General features: G+C 59.8%; 19 protein-coding genes and 1 other RNA gene. 15 read left to right on the forward strand and 5 right to left on the reverse strand.

The window, feature by feature from the left end; all coding sequences use genetic code 11:
• Positions 1-188 precede the first annotated feature (188 nt).
• Positions 189-863: a class I SAM-dependent methyltransferase gene (locus GDN47_RS04190; RefSeq protein WP_113351953.1), complete on the reverse strand. Its 675-nt coding sequence runs from the start codon at positions 861-863 to the stop codon at positions 189-191.
• Positions 860-2,107, reverse strand: coding sequence for a BtaA family protein (locus GDN47_RS04195; RefSeq protein WP_113351954.1), 1,248 nt, complete (start codon positions 2,105-2,107; stop codon positions 860-862). Before GDN47_RS04195 ends, GDN47_RS04190 begins: the two co-directional genes overlap by 4 nt.
• A gap of 194 nt (positions 2,108-2,301) precedes the next feature.
• On the opposite strand from GDN47_RS04195, the gene GDN47_RS04200 reads away from it, so the two are divergent.
• On the forward strand, positions 2,302-3,690 hold the full coding sequence (locus tag GDN47_RS04200; protein WP_113351955.1) for a serine hydrolase domain-containing protein: 1,389 nt from the start codon (positions 2,302-2,304) through the stop codon (positions 3,688-3,690).
• A 28-nt stretch (positions 3,691-3,718) separates the two neighbouring features.
• Here GDN47_RS04200 and GDN47_RS04205 read toward each other — a convergent pair whose 3' ends face one another.
• From GDN47_RS04205 to GDN47_RS04215, 3 genes are all read right to left on the reverse strand, one after another.
• Entirely contained in the window at positions 3,719-4,882 is a 1,164-nt protein-coding gene (locus GDN47_RS04205) for a lytic transglycosylase domain-containing protein (protein WP_113351956.1), read from the reverse strand.
• A gap of 134 nt (positions 4,883-5,016) precedes the next feature.
• Positions 5,017-5,652, reverse strand: coding sequence for a LysE family translocator (locus GDN47_RS04210; RefSeq protein ID WP_069612548.1), 636 nt, complete (start codon positions 5,650-5,652; stop codon positions 5,017-5,019).
• 120 nt (positions 5,653-5,772) lie between these two features.
• Positions 5,773-6,984: a pyrophosphate--fructose-6-phosphate 1-phosphotransferase gene (locus tag GDN47_RS04215; protein WP_152092646.1), complete on the reverse strand. Its 1,212-nt coding sequence runs from the start codon at positions 6,982-6,984 to the stop codon at positions 5,773-5,775.
• Between the two features lie 273 nt (positions 6,985-7,257).
• Between GDN47_RS04215 and GDN47_RS04220 the strand changes: the two genes are divergently transcribed.
• The 14 genes from GDN47_RS04220 (at position 7,258) to ftsW (ending at position 22,174) form a co-directional block, all read left to right on the forward strand.
• Positions 7,258-7,968: a J domain-containing protein gene (locus GDN47_RS04220; RefSeq protein ID WP_113332898.1), complete on the forward strand. Its 711-nt coding sequence runs from the start codon at positions 7,258-7,260 to the stop codon at positions 7,966-7,968.
• The gene (locus GDN47_RS04225; RefSeq protein ID WP_113351957.1) at positions 7,965-8,726 is read left to right on the forward strand and encodes an N-acetylmuramoyl-L-alanine amidase; all 762 of its coding nucleotides are present in this window, start codon (positions 7,965-7,967) and stop codon (positions 8,724-8,726) included. Before GDN47_RS04220 ends, GDN47_RS04225 begins: the two co-directional genes overlap by 4 nt.
• Positions 8,727-8,993: 267 nt before the next feature.
• The gene (locus GDN47_RS04230) at positions 8,994-9,551 is read left to right on the forward strand and encodes a lytic transglycosylase domain-containing protein (protein ID WP_069612544.1); all 558 of its coding nucleotides are present in this window, start codon (positions 8,994-8,996) and stop codon (positions 9,549-9,551) included.
• A 78-nt stretch (positions 9,552-9,629) separates the two neighbouring features.
• Entirely contained in the window at positions 9,630-10,823 is a 1,194-nt protein-coding gene (locus GDN47_RS04235) for an NAD(P)/FAD-dependent oxidoreductase (RefSeq protein WP_113352052.1), read from the forward strand.
• Positions 10,824-10,890: 67 nt separating this feature from the next.
• Positions 10,891-11,290: RNase P RNA component class A (gene rnpB, locus GDN47_RS04240), an RNA gene on the forward strand.
• Positions 11,291-11,720: 430 nt separating this feature from the next.
• Positions 11,721-12,161, forward strand: a complete 441-nt coding sequence (gene mraZ, locus GDN47_RS04245) for a division/cell wall cluster transcriptional repressor MraZ (RefSeq protein ID WP_233789754.1) — start codon at positions 11,721-11,723, stop codon at positions 12,159-12,161.
• Between the two features lie 14 nt (positions 12,162-12,175).
• Complete coding sequence (rsmH, locus tag GDN47_RS04250) at positions 12,176-13,201, forward strand: 16S rRNA (cytosine(1402)-N(4))-methyltransferase RsmH (RefSeq protein WP_113351959.1); 1,026 nt, start codon at positions 12,176-12,178, stop codon at positions 13,199-13,201.
• A gap of 1 nt (position 13,202) precedes the next feature.
• A complete protein-coding gene (ftsL, locus tag GDN47_RS04255; RefSeq protein WP_113332903.1) occupies positions 13,203-13,724 on the forward strand; it encodes a cell division protein FtsL in 522 nt (173 codons plus the stop codon).
• Positions 13,724-15,478 (forward strand): peptidoglycan D,D-transpeptidase FtsI family protein, encoded by a 1,755-nt coding sequence (locus tag GDN47_RS04260; protein ID WP_113351960.1) that lies wholly within the window; start codon positions 13,724-13,726, stop codon positions 15,476-15,478. The genes ftsL and GDN47_RS04260 overlap by 1 nt, the downstream gene beginning before the upstream one ends.
• Before the next feature lie 66 nt (positions 15,479-15,544).
• Positions 15,545-17,008: a UDP-N-acetylmuramoyl-L-alanyl-D-glutamate--2,6-diaminopimelate ligase gene (locus tag GDN47_RS04265; RefSeq protein ID WP_113351961.1), complete on the forward strand. Its 1,464-nt coding sequence runs from the start codon at positions 15,545-15,547 to the stop codon at positions 17,006-17,008.
• Positions 17,005-18,465: a UDP-N-acetylmuramoylalanyl-D-glutamyl-2,6-diaminopimelate--D-alanyl-D-alanine ligase gene (locus GDN47_RS04270; RefSeq protein ID WP_113351962.1), complete on the forward strand. Its 1,461-nt coding sequence runs from the start codon at positions 17,005-17,007 to the stop codon at positions 18,463-18,465. Before GDN47_RS04265 ends, GDN47_RS04270 begins: the two co-directional genes overlap by 4 nt.
• An 11-nt stretch (positions 18,466-18,476) precedes the next feature.
• Entirely contained in the window at positions 18,477-19,598 is a 1,122-nt protein-coding gene (mraY, locus tag GDN47_RS04275; RefSeq protein ID WP_113351963.1) for a phospho-N-acetylmuramoyl-pentapeptide-transferase, read from the forward strand.
• A 7-nt stretch (positions 19,599-19,605) separates the two neighbouring features.
• Positions 19,606-21,018, forward strand: coding sequence for a UDP-N-acetylmuramoyl-L-alanine--D-glutamate ligase (murD, locus tag GDN47_RS04280; RefSeq protein ID WP_113351964.1), 1,413 nt, complete (start codon positions 19,606-19,608; stop codon positions 21,016-21,018).
• A 1-nt stretch (position 21,019) separates the two neighbouring features.
• Positions 21,020-22,174, forward strand: a complete 1,155-nt coding sequence (gene ftsW / locus GDN47_RS04285; protein WP_069612536.1) for a putative lipid II flippase FtsW — start codon at positions 21,020-21,022, stop codon at positions 22,172-22,174.
• Positions 22,175-22,211 lie beyond the last annotated feature (37 nt).

A 22,211-nucleotide genomic window follows, 5' to 3' on the forward strand; every position in this document is an offset into this window, starting at 1 on the left:
CTTGCTGCCCCAAGACTTGGCTTCCGTAATATGGTCCCCGAGAATCCGAAAGAGCGGCAGACCATACCGTTGCCAGCTGGTCTTGCCACTTTATTCACCATATCAACGTAAAAAATGCGTTATCTTCAAGCAAATTCTTATGCTTGGTGTCTTACGAGGCCGGATTTTGCGCTGGAATCCATCGGCACTTAGGCGGCGTGCCGTGCCGCCACGGCTCGCCAGGCGTAACCGCGGCCGATTCTTTCGGTTTTCACCGACATGCCTCGCGCTGCAGCCTTCTCTTCGAGCACCGTCAGAAGATCGGCGCGCGGAGTGACGTGGAATTTCTTCAGCCAGCCTTTGAGCATGGCGCGGAACCAGCCCGGCAATCCCTCCTGCTGGCCGAAATCGACGATGTGAAGCTCGCCGCCCTGCGCGACTGCGTCGAGCGACGCGTCGATAGCCCTTGTCCAGTCGGGGATCATCGAGAGCGCGTAGGAGATCATCACACGGTCGAAGCCATCGGTGCCGAAATCGGCGGGTGAAAAGGCTGTAGCGTCGGCGACGCGAAAATCCGGCATCTGTTTCAGGCCACGGAAGTTACTGCGTGCCGAGATCAGCATTTCCTGCGAGATATCGAGGCCATAGAGGTGAGCGGACGGGAAGCGCCGATAGGCGAGCAGCATATTGCGGCCTGTGCCGCAGCCCACTTCCAGGAGGGAGCCACCGACGGGCACATTCAGCTGTTCGATGGTCCGATCGCGGCCGAACAGGTAATATTTGCGGGTCAGATCATAGATGTGACGCTGATAGCGGTACATGCCGTCCATCAGCTTGGCGTGGTTGTTCGCGCTGGTTTCTATGCCTGTATCCGCCTGGCTCACGCTTTTTTTCCGTAGATATGGAAGCCGCCGTAGATGGCCGAACGGTCACGGGTGTTGAGTTCCTGTGAGCGTTCTTCGAAATAGACCCACTGATCGCGGATCGCTGGAGAGAGGCGGCCCTCAATGATGCTCTTTTCGGCGGCGGTGCGGAAGATGACGCGGGCGTCTTCGCGCGCCGTGCGGGTAATCTCCGCCCAGAGGCCATTGAGCTGCTCATCGGTCATCCAGTCCTGCGCATCGAGCAGGACATAGCGATCGCGCGAGGCTGCCGGCTTCGAAGCGAGAAGCTCGGTGAAATTGGCGTGATGGACGCTCACACGATCGGCATTGGCGCGAATCGCCGCATAGTGCTCCGGCTTGAGATAGGTGGGCAGGGGGCCTTGGTGCTGGGCAGCGTAGCGTCGCGAGAATGCCTGCCAGGCGAAGTAGTTGTCACGCATCGGGAAGTGACAGGCTAGCTTTTCCAGGCGGTGTTTCAGCACGGCGGAAATGGAATCGTCACCGGCCAGGCTTGCAAGTTCGTCATATTGCTGTGGCGGGATGCCGAGGCCGAAGAGCGAGCTCTTGCGGCCGAGCAGCCAGCGGACCGCTCGCTTGTCAAAGATCGGAGCGATCTCCTCTTCAAAGAACTGACGCTGCTCGCGCATCGTGCGGGCTTCCGTCATCTTGTCGAGGCGGACGCCGTGCAGGCGTGCCAGTATATGGGCGGCGCCAATGAACCGGCCGAGAAGACCGGTCTTGTAGATATTGCGATTGAAGACCGTGATGCGGCGGCGGCCATAGAGATCGCGACCATTCCAGTAGTCCGCCGTTGCCGCGTCGAGGCGAGGCGCGATGAACTTATCGTAGGCCTGGCTATTGGCCGCAATGCCGGGCGTTCCGAAGAAGCGCACCAGGTCCGCATGGCCGGGAAGCAGGCGGAAGGCTGCAAGCTTCAGCTTGTTCAGGGCAATGTGGTGGCGATTGAGATCGACGACATCGATGGATGCGGGATTTTGCGAGAGGTAGGCGAGCATGTTGCAGCCGCCCGAACCGATGGTGACGATGCGATGATGCGCCTGCAGCTCCATCGCCTCCATATCGATATCCGGATCCTCCCAGATCTGCGGATAGACAAGGCCAGAAAACAGCATTCCGAACAAGCGCTCGGAGAGACCCGCTTTGGACAATGCCTTGTGCTGCAGCAGAGCGTCCTTGAGTTTCCGGTTCTTTTGGAGACCGGCATCCGGGGCGAATTCCGTCATCTGAGTCTTGTCACCGATTTGTGAAGATCAGGGCGTTTAACCCGGCAATGCTACAGTCTGATGACGCGGACTGTTGGCAGATCCGGCGGAAAAGCATCCTTGCACATATTTAAGGAGCCCTGACACCATCATAGGTCTTTCATCTTGCTGCGTTTCCTGATTGTCTCCGCCTACCTTTCTGGAGGGTATGTAATATGCGTTTGATATCGAGAGTGATCGCGGCTCTGGTTGTTCTGCTGCTGATCATTGTCGCCGGCGGGGCCGTCTGGCTCTCTCTTTACCCGCCGGAATTACTGAAGGTTGGCGATGGCTACGCGGCAAAGATCGTCTGCTCCAATACATTCGTGGCCAAACGGGACCCGGACAAGGTGATGGAGGAGGATGTGCAGGCTCCCGGCAATCCGGCATTGAAGCTCATTCGCGTCTATGTCGACCGGGACGAGGGCGTGGTCACGGCCCGCTTCCTTGGACTGTTTGCGCCGAACCGTGCGCTCTATCGGGGGGCGCTCGGCTGCGCGCTGGTGCCGGACGGTGATCTGCAGGCGGCCCGCAGCGCCGTCTTCCTCAACAAGGTCAAGGCGCCGAAGAGCGACGCTGAGTGGCCGGATGGGGATACGGTAAACCTCGGTCAGGGCGATGTCGGGAAGAAGCTCGCCGATATCGTATCGAATCTGGATCTCGCCGGGCCTGCCATGCGCGCGATCGTTGTCGTCAAGGACGGGCGCATTGTCGCCGAGTCCTATGGCGATGGCTTCAGCAAGGCAACGCCGCTGATCGGCTGGTCGATGACCAAGACGGTCAATGCCGCCATCATCGGCCGGCTCATGCTGGCCGGGCGTATGTCCTTCGACGATCAGAATCTTCTGCCGCAATGGAGCGTGGACCCACGCAAGGATATCAAGCTCAGCGATCTTCTTGCCATGGAGAGCGGCCTTGCCTTCAACGAATCCTATGGCACTGTATCAGACGTTACACGCATGCTCTATCTCGATCCGGACGTGACCAGTATCGCAGCCAACGCGCATCAGTTGGCTGCGCCCGGCGAGCGTTTCAGCTATTCCAGCGGTACGGCAGCGCTGCTTTCGCGCCTCTGGATGAACCGGCTGCCCAATCTGAGCGCTGCCATCTCCTATCCGCGCGAGGCGCTTTTCGGGCCGCTCGGCATGTACAGCGCCGTTTTCGAGGCCGATGAGCGCGGCACCTTCGTCGGCAGCTCCTATCTCTATGCCAATGCCCGGGACTGGGCGCGCTTTGGTCTCTTTCTGCTGCAGGATGGGGTCTGGAATGGGCATCGCCTGCTGCCGGAAGGCTTTGTCGGCGCCATGCGCACGCCGACAAAGGCTTCCGAGGGCGTTTACTCGCAGGTTCAGGCCTGGCTTGCAGGCCCCGGCGGCTCCAATGCGCAATTTGGCCTGCCTGCGGATACCTTCTGGATGACCGGTCACGACGGCCAAACGATCGCAATCGTCCCGTCGGCCAATCTCGTTGTCGTGCGGATGGGGTTGACGCCGACCTGGGCGTATTATCGACCGCAAATCCTGGTGAAGCGGATCATGGATATAATAAAGCCGGCCACGAACTAGGCCGGCTTCTCATAAGGTTTTGGTAAAATCAGTAATTGCCGTTGGCGACGTCCGTCAGGCCCTTGCGCTTGGCGTCGTAATAATAGCCACGGGCATAGAGCTGCACGGCATTGGCTTCCTTGTTCTGAGCCTTGCTGTCCGCCGTCATCCAGGCACCGCGCAGATATTTGGCGGCGTATTTGATGTTGGTTTCGGCGTCGAGGAGACCGGACGGCGGGCCTTCGTAGCCCATGGACTTGGCCGTATTGTACTTGATCTGCATCAGGCCGAAATATCCGGCGCGATTATAGGCTTTCGGATTGTAACGGCTTTCGCGGTGAACGACGCGATGGATCAGGGATTCCGGAATTTCGTAAAGCTTGGCGTATTTCTGAATGAGCTTCGAAACGTAGCCCTTCTCCGCCGCCGGGACATCGGAATCGTAATTGGGAGTGTTGGTGGTGGTCATGACAGCAGGAACGACCGTCGGGCCGCTGCTGTCGAAATTGAAGTCATAATGCATGCGGTTGTCCGCATAGCGCGGAATGCCCATCTGGGCGGGCGTGGCGAAGGCGACCTCTGCCTGTGCCATCGAATCCGGACGCGGCGTCGGCACGGCAACCTGAATGGCTGCCACATCCGATGTCATCGGAATGGTCGGCTCGCTCTGAGCCACGGAGGCGGAAACTGGCGTGAGGGCAGCATCGCCGGGACGTGCCGGATTGGGCATGGGGATCGCGACCACGGAAGGCACCAGCGGCACGTCGGATGCTGCATAGGCCGCTGCGGCTGACGTGCTGCCGGCGGGCGCGCCCGTTGCTGCAGCAATTGCGGCGGTTCCCTGATTGGCAGCGTTCGCCACAGGCGCGCCGAAGCGTCCCTGTGCGGCATCCATCTGCTGCTGGCTTACCGTTGCTGCTGCCACGTTTGCAGTGCCCGGAACAAAGCGGCCGGACTTTGCCATTGCCATTTGTTGCGGTTGCTGCGGGCCGATGAAGCCCGGTGCTGCTGCGACCATTGCGGCGCCTGCAGGTGCTGCTGCGCCAGTTGCGGTCAGGGTCGTATTCGGATGCGGCACGTTGGCGTGTGCCGACGGGAGTTCTGCCTGAGACGTCTGCTGCTGCTGAGTGCTTGCGCACCCGGCGAGAGCGCCGCACATCATTGCCGATAAGGCAACGCTGCGCTTCAGGCTGGGAAATCCGATCGTTACCATTCTGTCACTTTCGAAAAAACCAAACCTAATTTCGATGCAATTCGGCCACAGGACCGCCAAATTCGGTCGCAGGATCGATAAAATTATGAATCCCCATTAACCTATCCGTGATCGCCTCGCAACCCTGCACCGGCTCAGGCGGCCATCCGGCGGTATCCGGCGGTCACTGCGCCGGCTGCAATCAACAGGGTTCCGCCCGTTCTGTTAACGGCGCGCTGCACGCTTGCCTTGCGAATGAAGCCGCGCGCCAGGTCGGCGACGAACACGTAAATGAGTGAGTTCAGCGCCGCCAAAGTGAGGAAAGTTGCCTCCAGAATAAGCGTTTGCTGAAGAAATGGCTTCGACATGTCGAGAAATTGCGGAACGAATGCAATGAAAAAGACGATGCTCTTCGGGTTGAGAGCCGTTACAACATATGCGTGTAAGAGAATTTTTAACGGTTTTTCCTCTGGGAGATTGTCATTGTCGCCCAGAGGACCCGTCACGATCGGGGCTCTCCAGAGCTTAATTCCGAGGAAAACGAGGTAGGCTGCGCCGATCAGCTTAAGAATCGTGAATAGTGTCGCTGAAGTGGCGAGGAGGGCGCCGAGACCGGCTAGCGATGCGGTCATCGCGGTGAAATCGCCAAGCGTCACGCCCGTCACCGTTGCCAGGGCCGTCTTGCGGCCGTGGCCGAGCGCATAGGATATGACAAGAAGAATGGTCGGACCCGGTATGGCCAGCATGATGCAGGATGCGGCGGCGAAAGCGAGCCAGGTTTCGATGGACATAGAATCCTCCTCTATTCCTCTTCCGCCGTCAGCAAAGACATTGGATTTGCGATCCGTCAATCCGCCTGATTGCCAATCAGGCGGATTGACCACCGATTAAGCCGATTGATCGCCGATCGGTCAGGCTTGTGAATACTTCTGCCCGATATGGTCCATGACTTCGGCGAACCAGGGAGTGGCGATATCGAAGGCCTTGCCGCCCTTGATGCGCGGGAATTCGATGACGCGCAGCTTACCGCCCTGACCTTCATCATGTCCCGTGACGCCGGACACCTTGTTGAGGGCACTTTCCACCGCGAGGTCGACCATGCCCTGAATCAGGCGCAGGTCCTCGCCGTTTGCGGGGGCGGAGCGTGCGAAATAGCCCGACTTCTGTACCATGGAGCGTTCGGCGCCGATGATCGCTGCGAACTGTTTCTGGAACCAGCCGCCGACATTGATCGTGTCGATCTTTACGTGGCCGAAGGCATCGCGCTTGACGGTTTCGCCGGAGGCTTCCCGTTCGGCAACGATGGCGTCGAGGCCGGCACCTTCCGATACGAAGAGCGTCACCTGGCCGGTCTTCTCCATGATATTGCGCAGGCGTTCGCCTTCCACCTCGATATCGAATGCCATTTCCGGCAGATAGAGGCCGTCGATGCCCTTCATCTCGGCGTTCATCATGAAGCCTTCGACATATTCGTTCGCGCTGCTCTTCTGGATATAGGCGCGCGCGGTTGCCGCCGTCAGCCAGCCACAGTGGCGGCCCATCACTTCATGAATAACGAGCGTTTTCGGCGCTGCGGTCTGTTCGTTGCTGACATTGTCGAAGAAGTGAGCGCCGACTTCGGCGGCCGTCCAGGCCCCGAGGGACTGACGGATCGGCACGATGTCGTTATCAACAGTCTTCGGCAGGCCGACGACGGTCAGATCATAGCCGTTGGCGCCAAGATAGGCAGCAAGATCGGCCGCCGTCGTATTGGTGTCGTCGCCGCCGATCGTGTGAAGGATGGTCACACCGTCGGACGCCAGTCGCTCGGCTGCGACGCGCAGCGGGTTTTCGCCTTCCTTGACCAGGCCGCGCTTGACGCAGTCTGCGATGTTGGTGAGCTTGACGCGGCTGTTGCCGATCGGCGAGCCGCCATAGCGATGCAGCAGATAGGCGTGCTCGCGCATGGCCTGCGTCACCTCGATGCTGTCACCCAGCAGAACCCCTTGATAGCCGGAACGATAGGCGATGATGTCGAGATCGGGCGCCACATCGCTATAGCGCTGGATCAGCCCGCCAACGGCAGACGAAAGGCAGGGCGCCAATCCACCGGCAGTGAGCATTGCGACTTTCTGTTTGGCCATGGGATCCTCCTTGCAGACAAGCTGCTTCATTTCAATGGTTGCGGTGGAATGGATGCGACAGGCAGGCAAGGGTGTAAAGTAAAGAATTTAAGAAAGCGGCGGTTTGTTTCGTCTTCAAAAGCGGGGCGGGGCGATTGGACGATAGTTCGCATTTGCAGCATCATTACCAAATTGTGAAAAGTGTTTTCGGGCTTGCGACGAATGGACTGCTTGCAATGGCAACCATTATTTGATCAAGGTGTTCTACTGTTTCAGTAGGATATAGAGACCGGCATGTCGTTCTGGGAAAAATTGCTGAATGCTATCGGTAGCACTGCCGGCAATGCCCTGTCGGCGGTGGTCGAGGCTATTCGCACCGTCTTTGAAGGCGATCCGGAAACGCGCCGCAAGGTGGCATTTTCCGTCGCCATAATCGCTCTTTCCGCCAAAATGGCGAAAGCAGACGGTGTGGTGACGGAAAACGAGGTCAACGCGTTCCGCGAGATCTTCGAATTTCCGCCCGATCAGGCGAAAAACGTCGCCCGTCTCTATAATCTGGCGCGCCAGGACGTGGCCGGTTACGAAGCCTATGCGGAGCGGCTGTCCTCCCTTTGCGCGACCTGCACGAAGAATTGCCCCGTGCTGGAAGATGTACTCGACGGTCTCTTCCATATCGCCAAGGCAGATGGCCTGATCCATGAGAAGGAAATGGATTTCCTTCAGCATGTGGCCGAAATCTTCCATATGAGCGAAGAGCGGTTCGAGCAGATCATGGCGCGCCATGTGAATGTTGGCGGCCGCGATCCCTACAAGGTGCTCGGCGTCTCGCGCCAGGACGATTTCCCGACGATCCGCCGCCGCTACCATGGCCTCGTCTACGAGAACCATCCGGATCGCCTCGTGTCGCGTGGGGTGCCGGAAGAGTTCCATGCCATCGCAAACGAACGCATGGCGGCTCTGAATGCGGCTTATGCCGAGATCGAGAAAGAACGCCGCGCAGCATGAGTGCATTCCAGGCCGATTTCGCTCGCGCCCATGTGCAGCCTTCGCCGAACCATGGCGAGAGGCGGGATGGACGTCGGCCTGATATCATCCTTCTGCACTATACTGGTATGGGCACGGCTGAGGGCGCTCTCGATTGGCTCTGTCGTCCGGAGAGCCAAGTGTCGAGCCATTATTTCGTCTTCGAGGACGGGCGGATCATGCAGCTTGTTCCCGAAGAGCGCCGAGCGTGGCATGCGGGCAAGAGTTCGTGGCATGGCGAGACCGATATCAATTCATCGTCGATCGGCATCGAGATCGCCAATGCCGGCCATCCCGGCGGACTGCCTGAATTCCCCGATGCGCAGATCGAAGCGGTGATCGAACTGTGTCGCGATTGCGGCCAACGCTGGGCAATCGCGCCTGAACGGGTGCTTGGACACTCCGATGTTGCCCCTGTGCGTAAGGTCGATCCGGGCGAGAAATTCCCCTGGGCGCGGCTGGCTGCGGCCGGTGTCGGGCACTGGGTTGAGCCGGCTTCGATCACCGGCGGTCGCTTCTTCCAGAAGGGCGATGTCGGTCAGCCGATCGAGGCCTTGCAGTCGATGCTCTCGCTCTATGGCTACAGCACTGAAATAAATGGCGAATTCTCGGAAAAACTGAAGGGCGACGTTGAAGCCTTCCAGCGCCATTTCCGGCAGGAGCGAGTGGACGGCATTGCCGATTTTTCGACGATCGATACGCTGCATCGCCTGCTGGCCGCGCTGCCGCGCTATTCCTGAATTCGTTCCGTTCTGTCATCGGTGTTTATAGCCGGCTATAGATGCGAAAACGCGTAACGCCCTGCTGCGCCACAGCTTTTCCCTATTATCTCCGCATTGCATTGGTCTAACGACGCTCGCTGAACGGCGGTCGCGCCGTCTGGGTTTGTGTGTCGCGCGACCGTAGACGACTAATGGGGACTGTGCATTCCGGCGGCTCTTTTTGCCTCCAGCCGGACGTGATGGCTTGCGCTATCCGCGGTCCCGCCCCTGGAGACAAAAGACTACATGAAAAATTTGATTGTTGCGGCTGTGGCATGCGTGGGCGTGCTGCTGGCGGGATATGATTCTGCCTCTGCAGGCGAGCGCCATGCGAAGCAGAAAACGGTTCCTCTTAAGATCGTCAGCCGCACCACCGGCTTTCCGGTTCCCAATGTTCCCGCCGAATTGCGCGACGCCGAGACCTCCTTCGCACGGCAAAATCGCTATTCCGCACTGATTGCCAAATATGCCAAGCAGAACGGCGTTGCAGTTGAACTCGCCACTGCTGTCATTCAGATCGAAAGCAATTTCAATCCGAAAACTCGTGGAAGTGCAGGCGAAATCGGCCTGATGCAGATCAAGCCGGCGACCGCCAAGCTGATGGGCTATACCGGCCGCACCAAGGGTCTCTACGATCCCGAAACGAACATCAAGTTCGGCATGAAATATCTTGCCATGGCGCAGGACCTTGGCGGCGGACCGACCTGCAACACCATCCTCAAATACAATGCCGGCCACGGCGCCACGCGCATGAACCCGATCTCGAAGCGTTATTGCGGCAAGGTGCTTGCCCTTCTGGACTGACATTCATGCCAGGATTTCGGATAGGGCGGAATCGTTTTCCGTGCTATCGAAATCGCGACTATGGATGAGGGTTACAGCATGGCAGCGGATTTCAGGTTCATCGTCGTTGGCCGGGGCATGATGGGGGCAGCCGCTGCCCGTCACCTGGCAAACCAAACGGACGGCGTTGCCGTCATCGGGCCGGATGAACCTGAAGATCGCGCCAGCCATCAGGGTGTTTTCGGCAGTCATTACGACGAGGGCCGCATCACCCGCACGATCGATCCGGACACGAACTGGGCCCGTCTCGCAAACCGTTCGATCAGCCGCTATGCGGATATCGAACGGGATAGCGGCATTCAATTCTATGCTCCGGTCGGCTGCCTTGTTGTCGGGCCGGAGCGGGGCGGTGAAATAGCTTATGTCGGCGATGTCGTGGAAGCGGCCAGGCGGCTCGGCGTGCAAACCGATATCCTCGATGATGCCGAGCTCAAGGTGAAGTTCCCCTTCTTCTCCTTCGCATCGGGAAGCGAAGGGGTCTTCGAACCGCATGGGGCCGGCCATATCAGCCCGCGCCGGCTGGTCAAGGCACAATCCCTGCTGGCGGAAAAGGCAGGCGCGCGTGTCATCAAGCAGACGGCGGTGTCGATCCGCGATGAGGGTGGCCTTGCTGTCGTCACGACGGCGGAAGGCGATACATTCAGCGCCGAAAAGATATTGCTCGCCGCCGGCGGTTTCTCCATTGCCGAGAATCTCTTGCCGCGACCTGTTGAGATGAAGGTTTATGGCCGCACGATCACTTTCTTCGAGGTGAGCGAGGCGGAAGCCCAAGCCCTCTCCGGCATGCCATCGCTGATATCGAAGGCGGCTGATGATTTGGACAGCATCTATATGCTGCCGCCGATCCGCTATCCGGACGGCAAATATTACATGAAGATCGGTGGCGATCCCGATGATTTGCAATTCACGACCGAGGCGGAGCTACGTGCCTGGTTCCGCACCGCCGGCCGCGACAAGGCTCGCGAGCATCTGGTGCGGATATTCCATGGGCTCGTTCCCGGCCTGAGGCGGCCACCGGCTTTCACCAATTCCTGTGCCGTCTCCTATTCGCCAACGGGCTATCCCATGATCGGCTATACCTCTTCGCTGCGTGTTGCGGTTCTGACGGGTGGCTGCGGTACGGCCGCCAAGAGTTCCGATGAAATCGGACGGCTTGGGGCGGAACTGCTGCTTACAGGCCGAATCAACGACGAAGGCTACAGCACGGATTTCTCAGCGCATTTCCGCAACTGACATCCGCTCTTCACAAACCAGCATATTTCGGTGGCAATTGCGGGCGGTCTCGGTTAATGAGCCTGTGCCAGTTGGCCGGGCAGCCGCGCTTCATCAATGCCGAAAGGCGATGGGGTGAGGAAAGTCCGGGCTCCACGGAAACACGGTGCCGGATAACGTCCGGCGGGGGCAACCTCAGGGAAAGTGCCACAGAAAGCAAACCGCCCGATCTCCGGATCGGGTAAGGGTGAAAGGGTGGGGTAAGAGCCCACCGCGTCTCTGGCAACAGCGACGGCACGGAAAACCCCACCGGGAGCAAAACCGAATAGGGATGACACGGAGTGCGCAAGCGCTCCAGCCTGTTTCCGGGCCGGTCATCCGGGTGGGTTGCACGAGGCGTCGCGCAAGCGGCGTCCCAGATGAATGGCTGCCACGTTCCGGTCTTGGCCGGAGCCATACAGAACCCGGCTTACAGGCCAACTGGCAAATCATCGCGCTACTTCGGGCGGTGCGTTCAACGCTTCCGCCAAATAATTTTTGAAGCTGCCGAATGCCCTGCATTTCAAGGCTTTCAGCCCTCGATAGACGAGGGTTTTAACCTGTGAAAACAATCCGTTTCGGGACGTATCCTGAAGCCGATCCTAACCTTTCGTTAAACTTAACGTCTTATGAATATTCAGGCTGCGGCCACGTCTGACGTGGCTTCATCCCATTGACGCCCATATGGTCCCATGGTATCCCAAAAGAACACTGCACAAGGGCAAATCAGAGCCCAATTATCGCAAAGCCATGATTGCTCCCGTTCTGGGAGTGTCGAAGGGGTGTCGGCTCTTTCGGCTTGCGAAGCTGTGTCCGATTTTGGCTGTGCCTGTAAGCGAGTAGCGGTTTGCGGGTCATGGGGGACGGGTGTTTCGCGTCATGAACCGCTTCCTGTCAAATGCGACCAACCGGATCGATTCCAAGGGGCGGGTTTCCGTGCCGGCGGCGTTTCGTTCTGTGTTGGTCGAGCGCAATATCCAGGAGCTGTACTGCTTTCAGGATTTTGTGTTTCCGGCGATCAGCGTCGGTGGTCTCGATCTGCTCGATCGCTTCGAGCGGCAGATTGCGGCGGACGATCCGTTTTCGTCGACGGCAAACCAGATGTCGCTCCTCATTCACGGGGGCGGGGTCTTCATGAAGCTCGATGCGGAAGGGCGGCTGATGGTCACGGATTTCATTCGCGACTTCACCGGGATCGCAAGCGAAGTAACCTTCGTCGGTCGGGCGGATCATTTTCAATTGTGGCGACCGGAGGCCTTCTTGGCCTTGCAGTCGCAGGCACGAGAGGAGCGCAGGCTGGCGGGCGGGCGCTCGGAATAAAGCGGGGAAACGGAATGGCGGCGAATTCAGGCGGAGGTTCTTCTGATGCCGGTGGCGGACCGGTTCGTCACATTCCGGTTCTTCTTCGCGAGGTGTTGGAGGCGCTGGCTCCGGCGCCTGGCAAGGTCATCCTCGATGGAACGTTCGGGGCTGGCGGCTATACCTCAGCCATCCTCAAGGCTGGCGCCAATGTGATCGCGCTCGATCGCGATCCGACAGCGATTGCTGCAGGGCAGGCGCTGGTTTCTGCTCATGACGGCCATCTCAAGCTCATTCAATCGCAGTTTTCTCAGCTGGCTGAGCACGCTCCTGAAGGCGGTCTCGATGGCGTCGTGCTCGATATCGGCGTCTCCTCCATGCAGCTTGACGAGGCCGAGCGCGGTTTTTCCTTCAGCAAGAACGGCCCGCTTGACATGCGTATGTCGGCGAGCGGTGTCTCGGCCGCCGATGTCGTCAATCGCGCCAAGCTTGCTGATCTCATTCGCATCTTCGTGTTTCTGGGCGAGGAAAAGCAGGCGCCGCGCATCGCTCACGCGATCGAGAAACGGCGCGCGGAAGCGCCTTTCGTGACGACGCGCGATCTGGCCGGGTTGATCGAGGTCGTGACACCGAGAAAGGCGAAGGACAAGATTCATCCGGCGACGCGGGTCTTTCAGGCCCTGCGGATTTTCGTCAATGACGAGCTCGGTGAGCTGGCTCAGGCATTGTTTGCAGCCGAGCGCGCGCTCAAGCCGGGCGGGCGCCTCGTTGTCGTGACCTTCCATTCGCTGGAGGATCGCATCGTCAAGAAGTTCTTCGCCGACCGTTCGGGTCGTGCTGCCGGATCGCGTCACATGCCGATCGTGAATGAGCGGCCCGCCACTTTCGAGCCGGTCGGCAAATCGATGATTTCTGCGAGCGATGCCGAAGCGGAAGCCAATCCGCGCGCTCGTTCGGCCAAGTTGCGTGCGGGGGTTCGCACCTTGGCTCCGGCAGGGGCGACAGATCTTTCGATCTTCGATCTGCCCAGTCTCGCCAGTCTTGGAAAGCTTGGGGGCTAAAATGCTGAAGACTTTTGACATTGTGCTGATCGGCGTCATGACGGCCATGGCCAGCGTGACCTATACGATCAAGCATCGTGCCGAGCTGAAGCTGGAAGAGGTTCGCCGCCTCGAATCCGAAATCAAGCTAGAGAGGGATACGATCGATCTCCTCAAGGCGGACTGGGCACTGGTTTCTCAGCCGAACCGGCTCGAACGCCTCGTCAACACCTACAACAGCGAACTTCAGCTGCAGCCGACGCTCTCGACGGCGATCGTTCAGCCGAGCGAATTGCCGATGTTGCGCTCGCAGCTTCCGCCGCCGACGGTAACGGCCTCCAACGATCCGAAGAGCGGCAAGGCAGGCGGTGCCAAGAGCGGCGCATCGGTGGCCTCGAGCAACGGCGATACGACGGATGCTCAGATCAGGAAGGCCATCGCCGATGTCGCAGCCGCTCCGGCGCCGCGACCGAAACCGCCTGCTCTTGCCAAGCGCAAGAAGCCGGATGTCGACAACATGGCAACGGGATCGGTGAGGGACTGATGTCTTTTCTTTCGCGCATCATGGTCCTGAAGAGCAAGGCCCATTTCTCCACTGACGGCAATAACCGCCCAAGCGACGGCTTTTCTCGTTCGAGCTTTGAGGGTGCGCGCAAGCGCAAGTCCAGTCAGGCAAAGAGCCGCGTCGTCCTTTTGGTCGCAAGCTTCGTCGCCGTCTATTGCGTGATCGGCGGCCGGCTTGTCCAATTCGCCATGACATTGCCTGAGATGACGTCAAGCATTCTGCCTCCGGATCGTCTGATGGCCTCGCGTCCTGATATCGTCGACCGTAATGGCGCCCTGCTGGCAACCGACATCCGCACGGTCTCGCTGTTTGCCGAGCCGAACAAGATCATCGACGCGGACGAAGCCGTCGAGGAATTGCGCAAGGTTCTGCCGGATCTCGATACCAAATCCACCTACAAAAAGCTTTCGGCGAAATCCTCGCACTTTGCCTGGCTCCGTCGGCAGCTGACGCCGAAGCAGCAGAACCAGATTTTGGCGCTCGGCATTCCGGGCATCGGCTTTCGTCCGGAGAAGCGCCGCTTTTATCCGGGCGGTACGACTGCCCCCCATATTCTCGGCTATGTCAACATCGACAATCGCGGCGTTGCGGGCATGGAGAAATATATCGACGACCAGGGGCTCGCCGACCTCGCTGCTGCGGGAATGACCAACGATCAGCCGCTGCAGCCGGTGAAGCTTTCGATCGATCTGCGCGTACAAGGCATCGTTCGCGATGCGGTCGTTAATGCCGTCAAGAATTTCCAGGCCAAGGGCGCAGGTGCCGCAGTCCTCGACGTCCACACCGGCGAGGTTCTCGGTATGGCCTCGGCTCCGGACTTCGATCCGAACTATCCGAACGAGGGCGCCACGGAAGGCTGGCTCAATCGCATGACGAATGGCACGTTCGAAATGGGGTCGACCTTCAAGACCTTCACTATGGCCATGGCGCTGGATGATGGCAAGGTGACGTTGCGTGATGCCTTCGATGCCACCAATCCGATTCGCATCGGTGGCTTTACCATCAAGGATTTCCACGGTCAGCGGCGCGTTTTGACGGTTCCCGAAATTTTCCAGTACTCCTCGAACATCGGCACGGCCAAGATCGCCGATCTTGTCGGGATCGAGGGGCATAAGGAGTTCCTTACCCGTATCGGCCTGCTCACGAAGATGCAGACCGAGTTGCCCGAAGTGAAGATGCCGTCGCAGCCACGGGTCTGGAAGAAGATCAATTCTATAACAATCTCTTTCGGCCACGGCGTCTCGACGACGCCCTTGCAGACAGCCGTTGCGGGAGCAGCGCTCGTCAATGGCGGCAAGCTGATAGAACCGACCTTCCTGCCGCGCACGCGCGACCAGGCCGATGCCATCGCCAAGATGGTCGTCAAGAAGAGTACCAGTGATGACGTGCGCTTCCTGCTCGAGTTCAACGGCACCAGGGGCTCGGGTCGCAACGCCCGCGTTCCCGGCTACAATGTCGGCAGCAAGACCGGCACGGCCGATAAGGTGGTCAACGGCCGGTATTCCAATACGCTGAACTTCAATACCTTCATGGCCGTGTTTCCGATCGACAATCCGCAATATATCGTCATGACGTTCATCGATGAGCCGAAGAGCGGCGAGCGCGGCGGTGGGACGATTTCGGCCTTCACGGCATTGCCGATCGCGCGTGACATCGTCGCTCGCGCGGCGCCAATTCTCGGGGTACAGCCCAGTTTTGGAAAAGATGACTCGGCCTTGCTGGCGTCTTATTAAGCGTGAAAGAATACACACGTCGATTCGCGAGGGGCGGACTGATCGAGAAGGCGAAAAGTACATTCGATGAACTTGCGGGATATTGCCGGAAATGAGTTTCCGGAACTCAACACACATATTGGCGGAGCGCTTGGCGATCTTGAGATAAGCGGGATCTCCGCCGACAGCCGTAAAGTGGCGCCAGGCATGGCCTTTGTTGCCGTTGCCGGCACGAAGGCGGATGGAGCAAGTTTCATTGCCGATGCCGTTTCGCGCGGTGCTTCCGTTATCGTTGCGGGTCACTTGGCTGATGCCGGTAATGTGCCGCTGCTGCAGGTTGACGAGCCGCGCCGGTTCCTCGCTGTCGCCGCTTCCCGTTTTTACGGGCGCCAGCCGGAAACCATGGTGGCGGTGACGGGAACTGCGGGCAAGACCTCCGTTGCTTCTTTCACGCGCCAGATCTGGGCATATGCCGGCCATCCGGCCGCCATGATCGGCACGACGGGCGTCGTTTCACCGACCCGCAACGAATATGGCGCGCTGACGACGCCCGATCCGGTGTCGTTGCACAAGTTGCTGGCCGAACTGGCGGACGAGGGCGTTACCCATGCGGCGATGGAAGCATCCAGCCACGGCCTCGACCAGTTCCGGCTCGACGGCGTGAAGCTTGCTGCTGCTGCCTTCACCAATCTCGGCCGCGATCACATGGATTACCATCCGACGGTCGAGGACTATATGGCGGCCAAGATGCGGCTGTTCCGCGATTTGCTGCCGAAGGGTTCGCCAGCTGTTATCTTTGCCGATGACGCCTGGTCTGCGCAGGCGATTGCCGCCGCCAGAGACGCTGGGCATGATGTCCGCACCGTCGGGCGCAAGGGCGATTTCCTGACGCTGAAGCGCGTCGAGCATTTTCGCCACAAGCAGATCGCCGAGGTCCATGTTGGCGACGATATCTTCGAAGTTCATATCCCGCTTGCCGGAGATTTCCAGATCGCCAATGCGCTGGTCGCGGCCGGCCTCGCCATTTCGACGGGTGTTGCCGCACCGGTTGCCATGGCAGCGCTCGAAAAGCTCGTCGGTGCGTCCGGCCGCCTGGAGCTGGTCGGTCATACGCATGACGGCGCGCTCGCCTATGTCGACTATGCTCACAAGCCGGATGCGCTGGAAAACGTCCTGAATTCGGTGCGGCCGTTTACGACGGGCCGGGTCATCGTCCTCTTCGGCTGTGGCGGCGACCGCGATCGCGGCAAGCGTCCGATCATGGGTGAGATCGCCTGCCGTCTGGCCGATGTCGTCATTGTCACCGACGACAACCCGCGCTCTGAGGATCCGGCGGCGATCCGCTCGGAGATCATGGCGGCTGCCGCTTGCGCGACGGAGATCGGCGATCGCGCCGAAGCGATCCGCAAGGCTGTCGGCCTACTGAAATCCGGCGACACGCTGATCGTTGCCGGCAAGGGGCATGAGGAAGGTCAGACGATCGGCAGTGTAACGCTGCCGTTCTCCGATCATGCCGAATTGCGCAAAGCATTGGAGGATTTGAAGTCTTGAGCTGGCTATGGACAACTGAGGATCTGATCGCTGCAATCTCCGGCCGCTCTTTCGGAGTGCTGCCTGAGGGCATTACGGGCATTTCCATAGACAGTCGTTCCATCAAGCCGGGCGAAGCCTTTTTCGCCATCAAGGGCGATCGCGTCGATGGTCATGACTATGCCAATATCGCTATGGCGAACGGCGCCGCTTTCATCGTGATCAGTGAGGCACGCTTGCCTGCGATGGGCGGCCTGGCCGTGCCGAAGGTGGTCGTCGATGACGTCTTGGCGGCGCTTGCGCGGCTCGGTGTTGCCGCCCGCAAGCGCACGCAGGCGAAGATTATCGCCGTCACCGGTTCGGTCGGCAAGACGACGACTAAAGAGATGCTGCGCCGCGCGCTGACGCCTTCGGGCAAGGTGCATGCCTCCGTTGCTTCCTTCAACAATCATTGGGGCGTGCCGCTGACATTGGCTCGCATGCCTGAGGATACCGATTTCGGCGTTTTCGAGATCGGTATGAACCATCCCGAAGAGATTAGGCCGCTGGTCAAGATGGTGCAGCCGCATGTCGCGATCATCACCACAATTGCGCCGGCCCATCTCGGCAATTTCAACAGCATCACCGAGATTGCTGCCGCAAAGGCGGAGATATTCGACGGTGTCGTGCCGGGCGGTCATGCCATTCTCAATCACGACAACGATCAGTTCGAGATGCTGGAGAAGGCTGCCATGGCGGCCGGCATCGAGCACATCCATAGCTTCGGCCAGCATGCGAAGGCCGATGTGCGCCTCGCCGAATTCAATGCTTCGGAAGAGAATTCGACGCTTTGGCTGACGATCGGCGGCGAGACCATGGAAGTGGCGCTTGGCGCCCCTGGTCGTCATATCGCGGAAAACGCGCTTGCCGTGCTGGGCGCCGTCATGCTCGTGGAGGCCGATCTCGATCAAGCGGTCGATGCGCTGGCCGACCTGCAGCCGGAAAAGGGCAGGGGCCAACGCCACAAGCGCGCGATCGGCAACGGCTACTTCACGCTGATCGACGAAAGCTACAACGCCAATCCTGCCTCCATGCGCGCGGCCATCGCGTTGCTGGCGACGACATCGCCGCATGCCGGACCAGGCGGACGGGTGGGCAGGCGGATCGCTATGCTCGGCGACATGTTGGAAATGGGGGATTATGCCCAGCGCGTGCATGCCAACCTTGCCGGGCCGCTGCTTGCGGCTGGCATCGAGCATGTCTGGCTGGCTGGTCCGGAGATGGCGGCTTTGCGGGATGAGCTGCCGGAAAGTGTTCATGTCGAATATCACGAGACGACTGAGGAGCTCTCGGAATTCGCGCTCAATTCTGTCGCCCCCGGCGATGTCTTGATGGTGAAATCGTCGCTTGGAATGGGGTTCGGAAAGATCGTCGCGGGCTTGCTTGACAAATTTCCCGCATTTTCCGACACGGGCCCCCACACCCATCAGGGGCTTTAGAAAGGGCTCTTATGCTGATCTGGCTTGCCGAACTGTCGGACCATATTCATTTTTTCAGTACCCACTTCAGATTCCTCAATCTGTTCAGATACATCACGTTCCGTACCGGCGGTGCCCTGTTCACGTCAGCGTTGATCGTTTTTCTCTTCGGGCCGCGAATCATCTCCTCCCTGCGCGTGCGTCAAGGCAAAGGGCAGCCGATCCGCGCTGATGGTCCGCAGACCCATTTCAAGAAGGCCGGCACCCCGACCATGGGCGGCCTGATGATCCTGGCGGGTATCGTAGTCTCGTCGCTGCTGTGGGCTGATCTTGCCAATGTCTACGTCGTCGCCACCTTGCTTGTGACGCTCGGTTTCGGTGCCATTGGCTTCTACGACGATTATCTCAAGGTCACGAAGCAGAGCGACAAGGGCTTTTCCGGCCGCGCACGACTCGGCATCGAATTCGTGATTGCCGCGATTGCCGTCTATTTCATGATGACGACGGCGCTGTCCTCCGGTCCTGCCGGCTCCACCTTCGGCTCGTCGGTCGCCTTCCCCTTCTTCAAGAACTTGCTGCTGAATCTCGGCATGTTCTTTGTATTTTTTGGCGCTTTCGTCATTGTTGCCGCCGGTAACGCCGTCAACCTGACGGACGGCCTGGATGGGCTGGCGATCGTGCCTGTGATGATTGCCGCGGCCTCCTTCGGCATCATCGCCTACCTCGCCGGCAACTTCGTCTTTGCCGACTATCTCGCGATCAATTTCGTGCCTGGAACGGGCGAACTGGCTGTCGTCCTTGGTGCTGTCATCGGCGCCGGCCTCGGTTTCCTCTGGTTCAACGCGCCGCCAGCCGCAATCTTCATGGGCGATACTGGTTCGCTGGCTCTCGGCGGCATGATCGGCTCCGTTGCCGTCGCCACCAAACACGAGATCGTCATGGCGATCATCGGCGGTCTCTTCGTGCTTGAGGCGCTTTCCGTCATCATTCAAGTCGGCTTCTTCAAGATGACGAAGCGTCGCGTCTTCCTGATGGCGCCGATCCACCATCACTTCGAAAAGAAGGGCTGGACGGAGAGCCAGGTCGTCGTGCGTTTCTGGATCGTCGCCGTCATTCTCGCGATGATCGGCCTTTCCACCCTGAAGCTGCGGTGAGGCGTCGATGATTCCGGTCTCCACGCTGAACGGAAAGAAGGTCGCTCTCTTCGGCCTTGGCGGCTCCGGTTTTGCCACGGCACACGCGCTCGTTGCCGGCGGCGCCGATGTCACGGCCTGGGACGACAATCCGGACAGCGTGGCTAAGGCGGCTGCCGAGGGAATAGCGGTTGCCGATCTCAGGACGATCGACTGGAACAGCCTGTCGGTTTTCGTGCTGTCGCCCGGCGTGCCACTGACGCACCCGAAGCCGCACTGGACCGTCGATCTTGCCCATGCCGCCAGTGTTGAGATTATCGGCGATGTCGAGCTTTTCGTCAGGGAGCGGCGGGCACATGCCCCGGATTGCCCTTTCATCGCGATCACCGGCACGAATGGCAAATCGACGACGACGGCGCTGATCGCCCATATCCTGCAATCGAGCGGGCGGGACACGCAGCTCGGCGGCAATATCGGTACGGCGGTGCTGACGCTCGATCCGCCGAAATCCGGACGTTTCTACGTCGTCGAATGCTCCTCCTATCAGATCGATCTGGCGCCGACGCTCAACCCGTCCGCCGGCATCCTGCTAAACCTGACGCCCGATCATCTCGATCGCCATGGCACGATGCAACATTACGCTGACATCAAGGAGCGGCTTGTCGCGGGCAGCGATGTCGCCGTCGTCGGCGTCGATGACAGCTATTCCTCCCTGATCGCCGACCGTATCGAGCGAGCCGGCGGCAAGGTCACGCGAATTTCGCGCCGGCATGCCCTAGCGGATGGCCTCTATGCCGAGGGCAGCCGTATCCTGCAGGCATCGAACGGTGCGGCAAGCGAGATCACCGATCTCGATGGTATCCAGACCTTGCGCGGCGGCCATAACGCACAGAACGCAGCCGCGGCGATTGCCGCCTGCCTCGCCGTCGGCATTTCTGCCGAGGAGATCCGGGCCGGACTGAAATCCTTCCCCGGCCTCAAGCATCGCATGCAGCCGGTGGGAAGGCGCGGCCGGATCGTCTTCGTCAACGATTCCAAGGCGACCAATGCGGATGCGGCAGCCCCCGCGCTTTCGAGCTACGAAAATATCTACTGGATCGCGGGCGGTCTGCCGAAGGAGGGTGGCATCACCAGTCTGGCGCCGCTCTTTCCGCGTATCGCCAAGGCCTATCTGATCGGTGAGGCGGCACCCGCCTTTGCGGCAACACTTGGCGATCAGGTTCCTTATGAGATTTCCGGCACGCTGGAACGCGCCGTGGCACATGCTGCCGCGGACGCGGACAGGGATGAACGGGAGTCCGCAGCGGTGATGCTGTCACCGGCTTGCGCAAGCTTCGATCAGTACAAGAATTTCGAGGTCAGAGGCGACGCCTTCGTCAGCCATGTCGCGGCGATCGACGGCGTCACCATGCTGATCGGTTCAGCAACTGGAGGCAAGTGATATGGTAAGCCGCGTTGAACGTGGGGCCTTGGCCGAATGGTTCTGGACCATCGACCGCGTGTTTCTCGCCCTTTTCATCCTCTTGATCGGCATCGGCTTCATGCTGTCCTTCGCGGCTTCACCGGCGGTGGCGGAGCGTATCGGGCTTGAGCCGTTCCATTTCGTCAAGCGCCACGCCCTGTTCCTCATACCGGCGATCGCGGCGATGATCGGCATTTCCTTCATGACGCCCCGACAGGTGCGACGGACCGCCGTCATCCTGCTGATCGTATCGCTGGCGATGATGCTTTTCGCGCTTTTCTTCGGCATCGAGGTCAAGGGCTCGCGGCGCTGGGTGAATATCGCGGCCTTGTCGATCCAGCCTTCGGAATTCATGAAGCCGGCTTTCGTCGTCGTCTGCGCCTGGCTGTTTTCCGAACATGCACGTCAGCCGGAAATTCCGGGTAATCTCTTCGCCATCATCCTCTTTGGCATCGTCGTCGCTTTGCTCGTCGCGCAGCCTGACCTTGGCCAGACGATCCTGACGACCGCCGTCTGGGGCGGCATGTTCTTCATGGCCGGCATGCCCTGGCTGTGGATCATCGTGCTCGGCGGCCTCGGCGCGGGCGGTTTCGTCACGGCCTATTATGTCTTCGATCACGTGGCGCAACGCGTGAACAAGTTTCTGACGGGCGAGGGCGATACGTTCCAGGTCGACACCGCCAAGGAAGCGATCGTCCATGGCAACTGGTTCGGCGTCGGTCCTGGCGAGGGCATCGTCAAGCGTATCATTCCGGACGCCCATACCGACTTCATCTTCTCGGTGGCGGCCGAAGAGTTCGGTGCCATCTTCTGCATCGTGCTCGTGCTGATCTTCGCCTTCCTCGTGTTGCGCGGCCTGTCGCATGCCTACAAGGAGAAGAACGACTTCAACCGTTTTGCCGTCGCCGGTCTGGTGCTGCAGATCGGCATCCAATCGATCATCAACATCGGCGTGAACCTGCAGCTGCTGCCGGCCAAGGGCATGACGCTGCCGCTGATTTCCTACGGCGGTTCGTCGATGACCGCGATCTGCGTGACGGCAGGCTTCATTCTGGCGCTGACGCGTCACAGGCCGGAAAAGCGTGCGCAGGACCGGACCATGTTCCGCGTGACGCACGGATTGCCGGCGGAGTGATCGTCTTGGGACTACCGGCCATCCGCTCCTCATATCT

Origin of the sequence: Martinezella dioscoreae, from assembly GCF_009176305.1 — a bacterium.
GTDB lineage: Bacteria > Pseudomonadota > Alphaproteobacteria > Rhizobiales > Rhizobiaceae > Rhizobium > Rhizobium dioscoreae.

Bases quoted from the DNA above. Each gene is read 5' to 3' on its own strand.
- mraZ (WP_233789754.1), top strand. From the start codon at position 11,721: ATGAACCGCTTCCTGTCAAATGCGACCAACCGGATCGATTCCAAGGGG.
- GDN47_RS04220 (WP_113332898.1), top strand. From the start codon at position 7,258: ATGTCGTTCTGGGAAAAATTGCTGAATGCTATCGGTAGCACTGCCGGC.
- GDN47_RS04230 (WP_069612544.1), top strand. From the start codon at position 8,994: ATGAAAAATTTGATTGTTGCGGCTGTGGCATGCGTGGGCGTGCTGCTG.
- GDN47_RS04205 (WP_113351956.1), bottom strand. From the start codon at position 4,882: ATGGTAACGATCGGATTTCCCAGCCTGAAGCGCAGCGTTGCCTTATCG.
- GDN47_RS04210 (WP_069612548.1), bottom strand. From the start codon at position 5,652: ATGTCCATCGAAACCTGGCTCGCTTTCGCCGCCGCATCCTGCATCATG.
- ftsW (WP_069612536.1), top strand. From the start codon at position 21,020: ATGGTAAGCCGCGTTGAACGTGGGGCCTTGGCCGAATGGTTCTGGACC.
- GDN47_RS04215 (WP_152092646.1), bottom strand. From the start codon at position 6,984: ATGGCCAAACAGAAAGTCGCAATGCTCACTGCCGGTGGATTGGCGCCC.
- GDN47_RS04260 (WP_113351960.1), top strand. From the start codon at position 13,724: ATGTCTTTTCTTTCGCGCATCATGGTCCTGAAGAGCAAGGCCCATTTC.
- GDN47_RS04225 (WP_113351957.1), top strand. From the start codon at position 7,965: ATGAGTGCATTCCAGGCCGATTTCGCTCGCGCCCATGTGCAGCCTTCG.
- GDN47_RS04195 (WP_113351954.1), bottom strand. From the start codon at position 2,107: ATGACGGAATTCGCCCCGGATGCCGGTCTCCAAAAGAACCGGAAACTC.
- ftsL (WP_113332903.1), top strand. From the start codon at position 13,203: ATGCTGAAGACTTTTGACATTGTGCTGATCGGCGTCATGACGGCCATG.
- murD (WP_113351964.1), top strand. From the start codon at position 19,606: ATGATTCCGGTCTCCACGCTGAACGGAAAGAAGGTCGCTCTCTTCGGC.
- rsmH (WP_113351959.1), top strand. From the start codon at position 12,176: ATGGCGGCGAATTCAGGCGGAGGTTCTTCTGATGCCGGTGGCGGACCG.
- GDN47_RS04235 (WP_113352052.1), top strand. From the start codon at position 9,630: ATGGCAGCGGATTTCAGGTTCATCGTCGTTGGCCGGGGCATGATGGGG.
- GDN47_RS04200 (WP_113351955.1), top strand. From the start codon at position 2,302: ATGCGTTTGATATCGAGAGTGATCGCGGCTCTGGTTGTTCTGCTGCTG.
- GDN47_RS04265 (WP_113351961.1), top strand. From the start codon at position 15,545: ATGAACTTGCGGGATATTGCCGGAAATGAGTTTCCGGAACTCAACACA.
- mraY (WP_113351963.1), top strand. From the start codon at position 18,477: ATGCTGATCTGGCTTGCCGAACTGTCGGACCATATTCATTTTTTCAGT.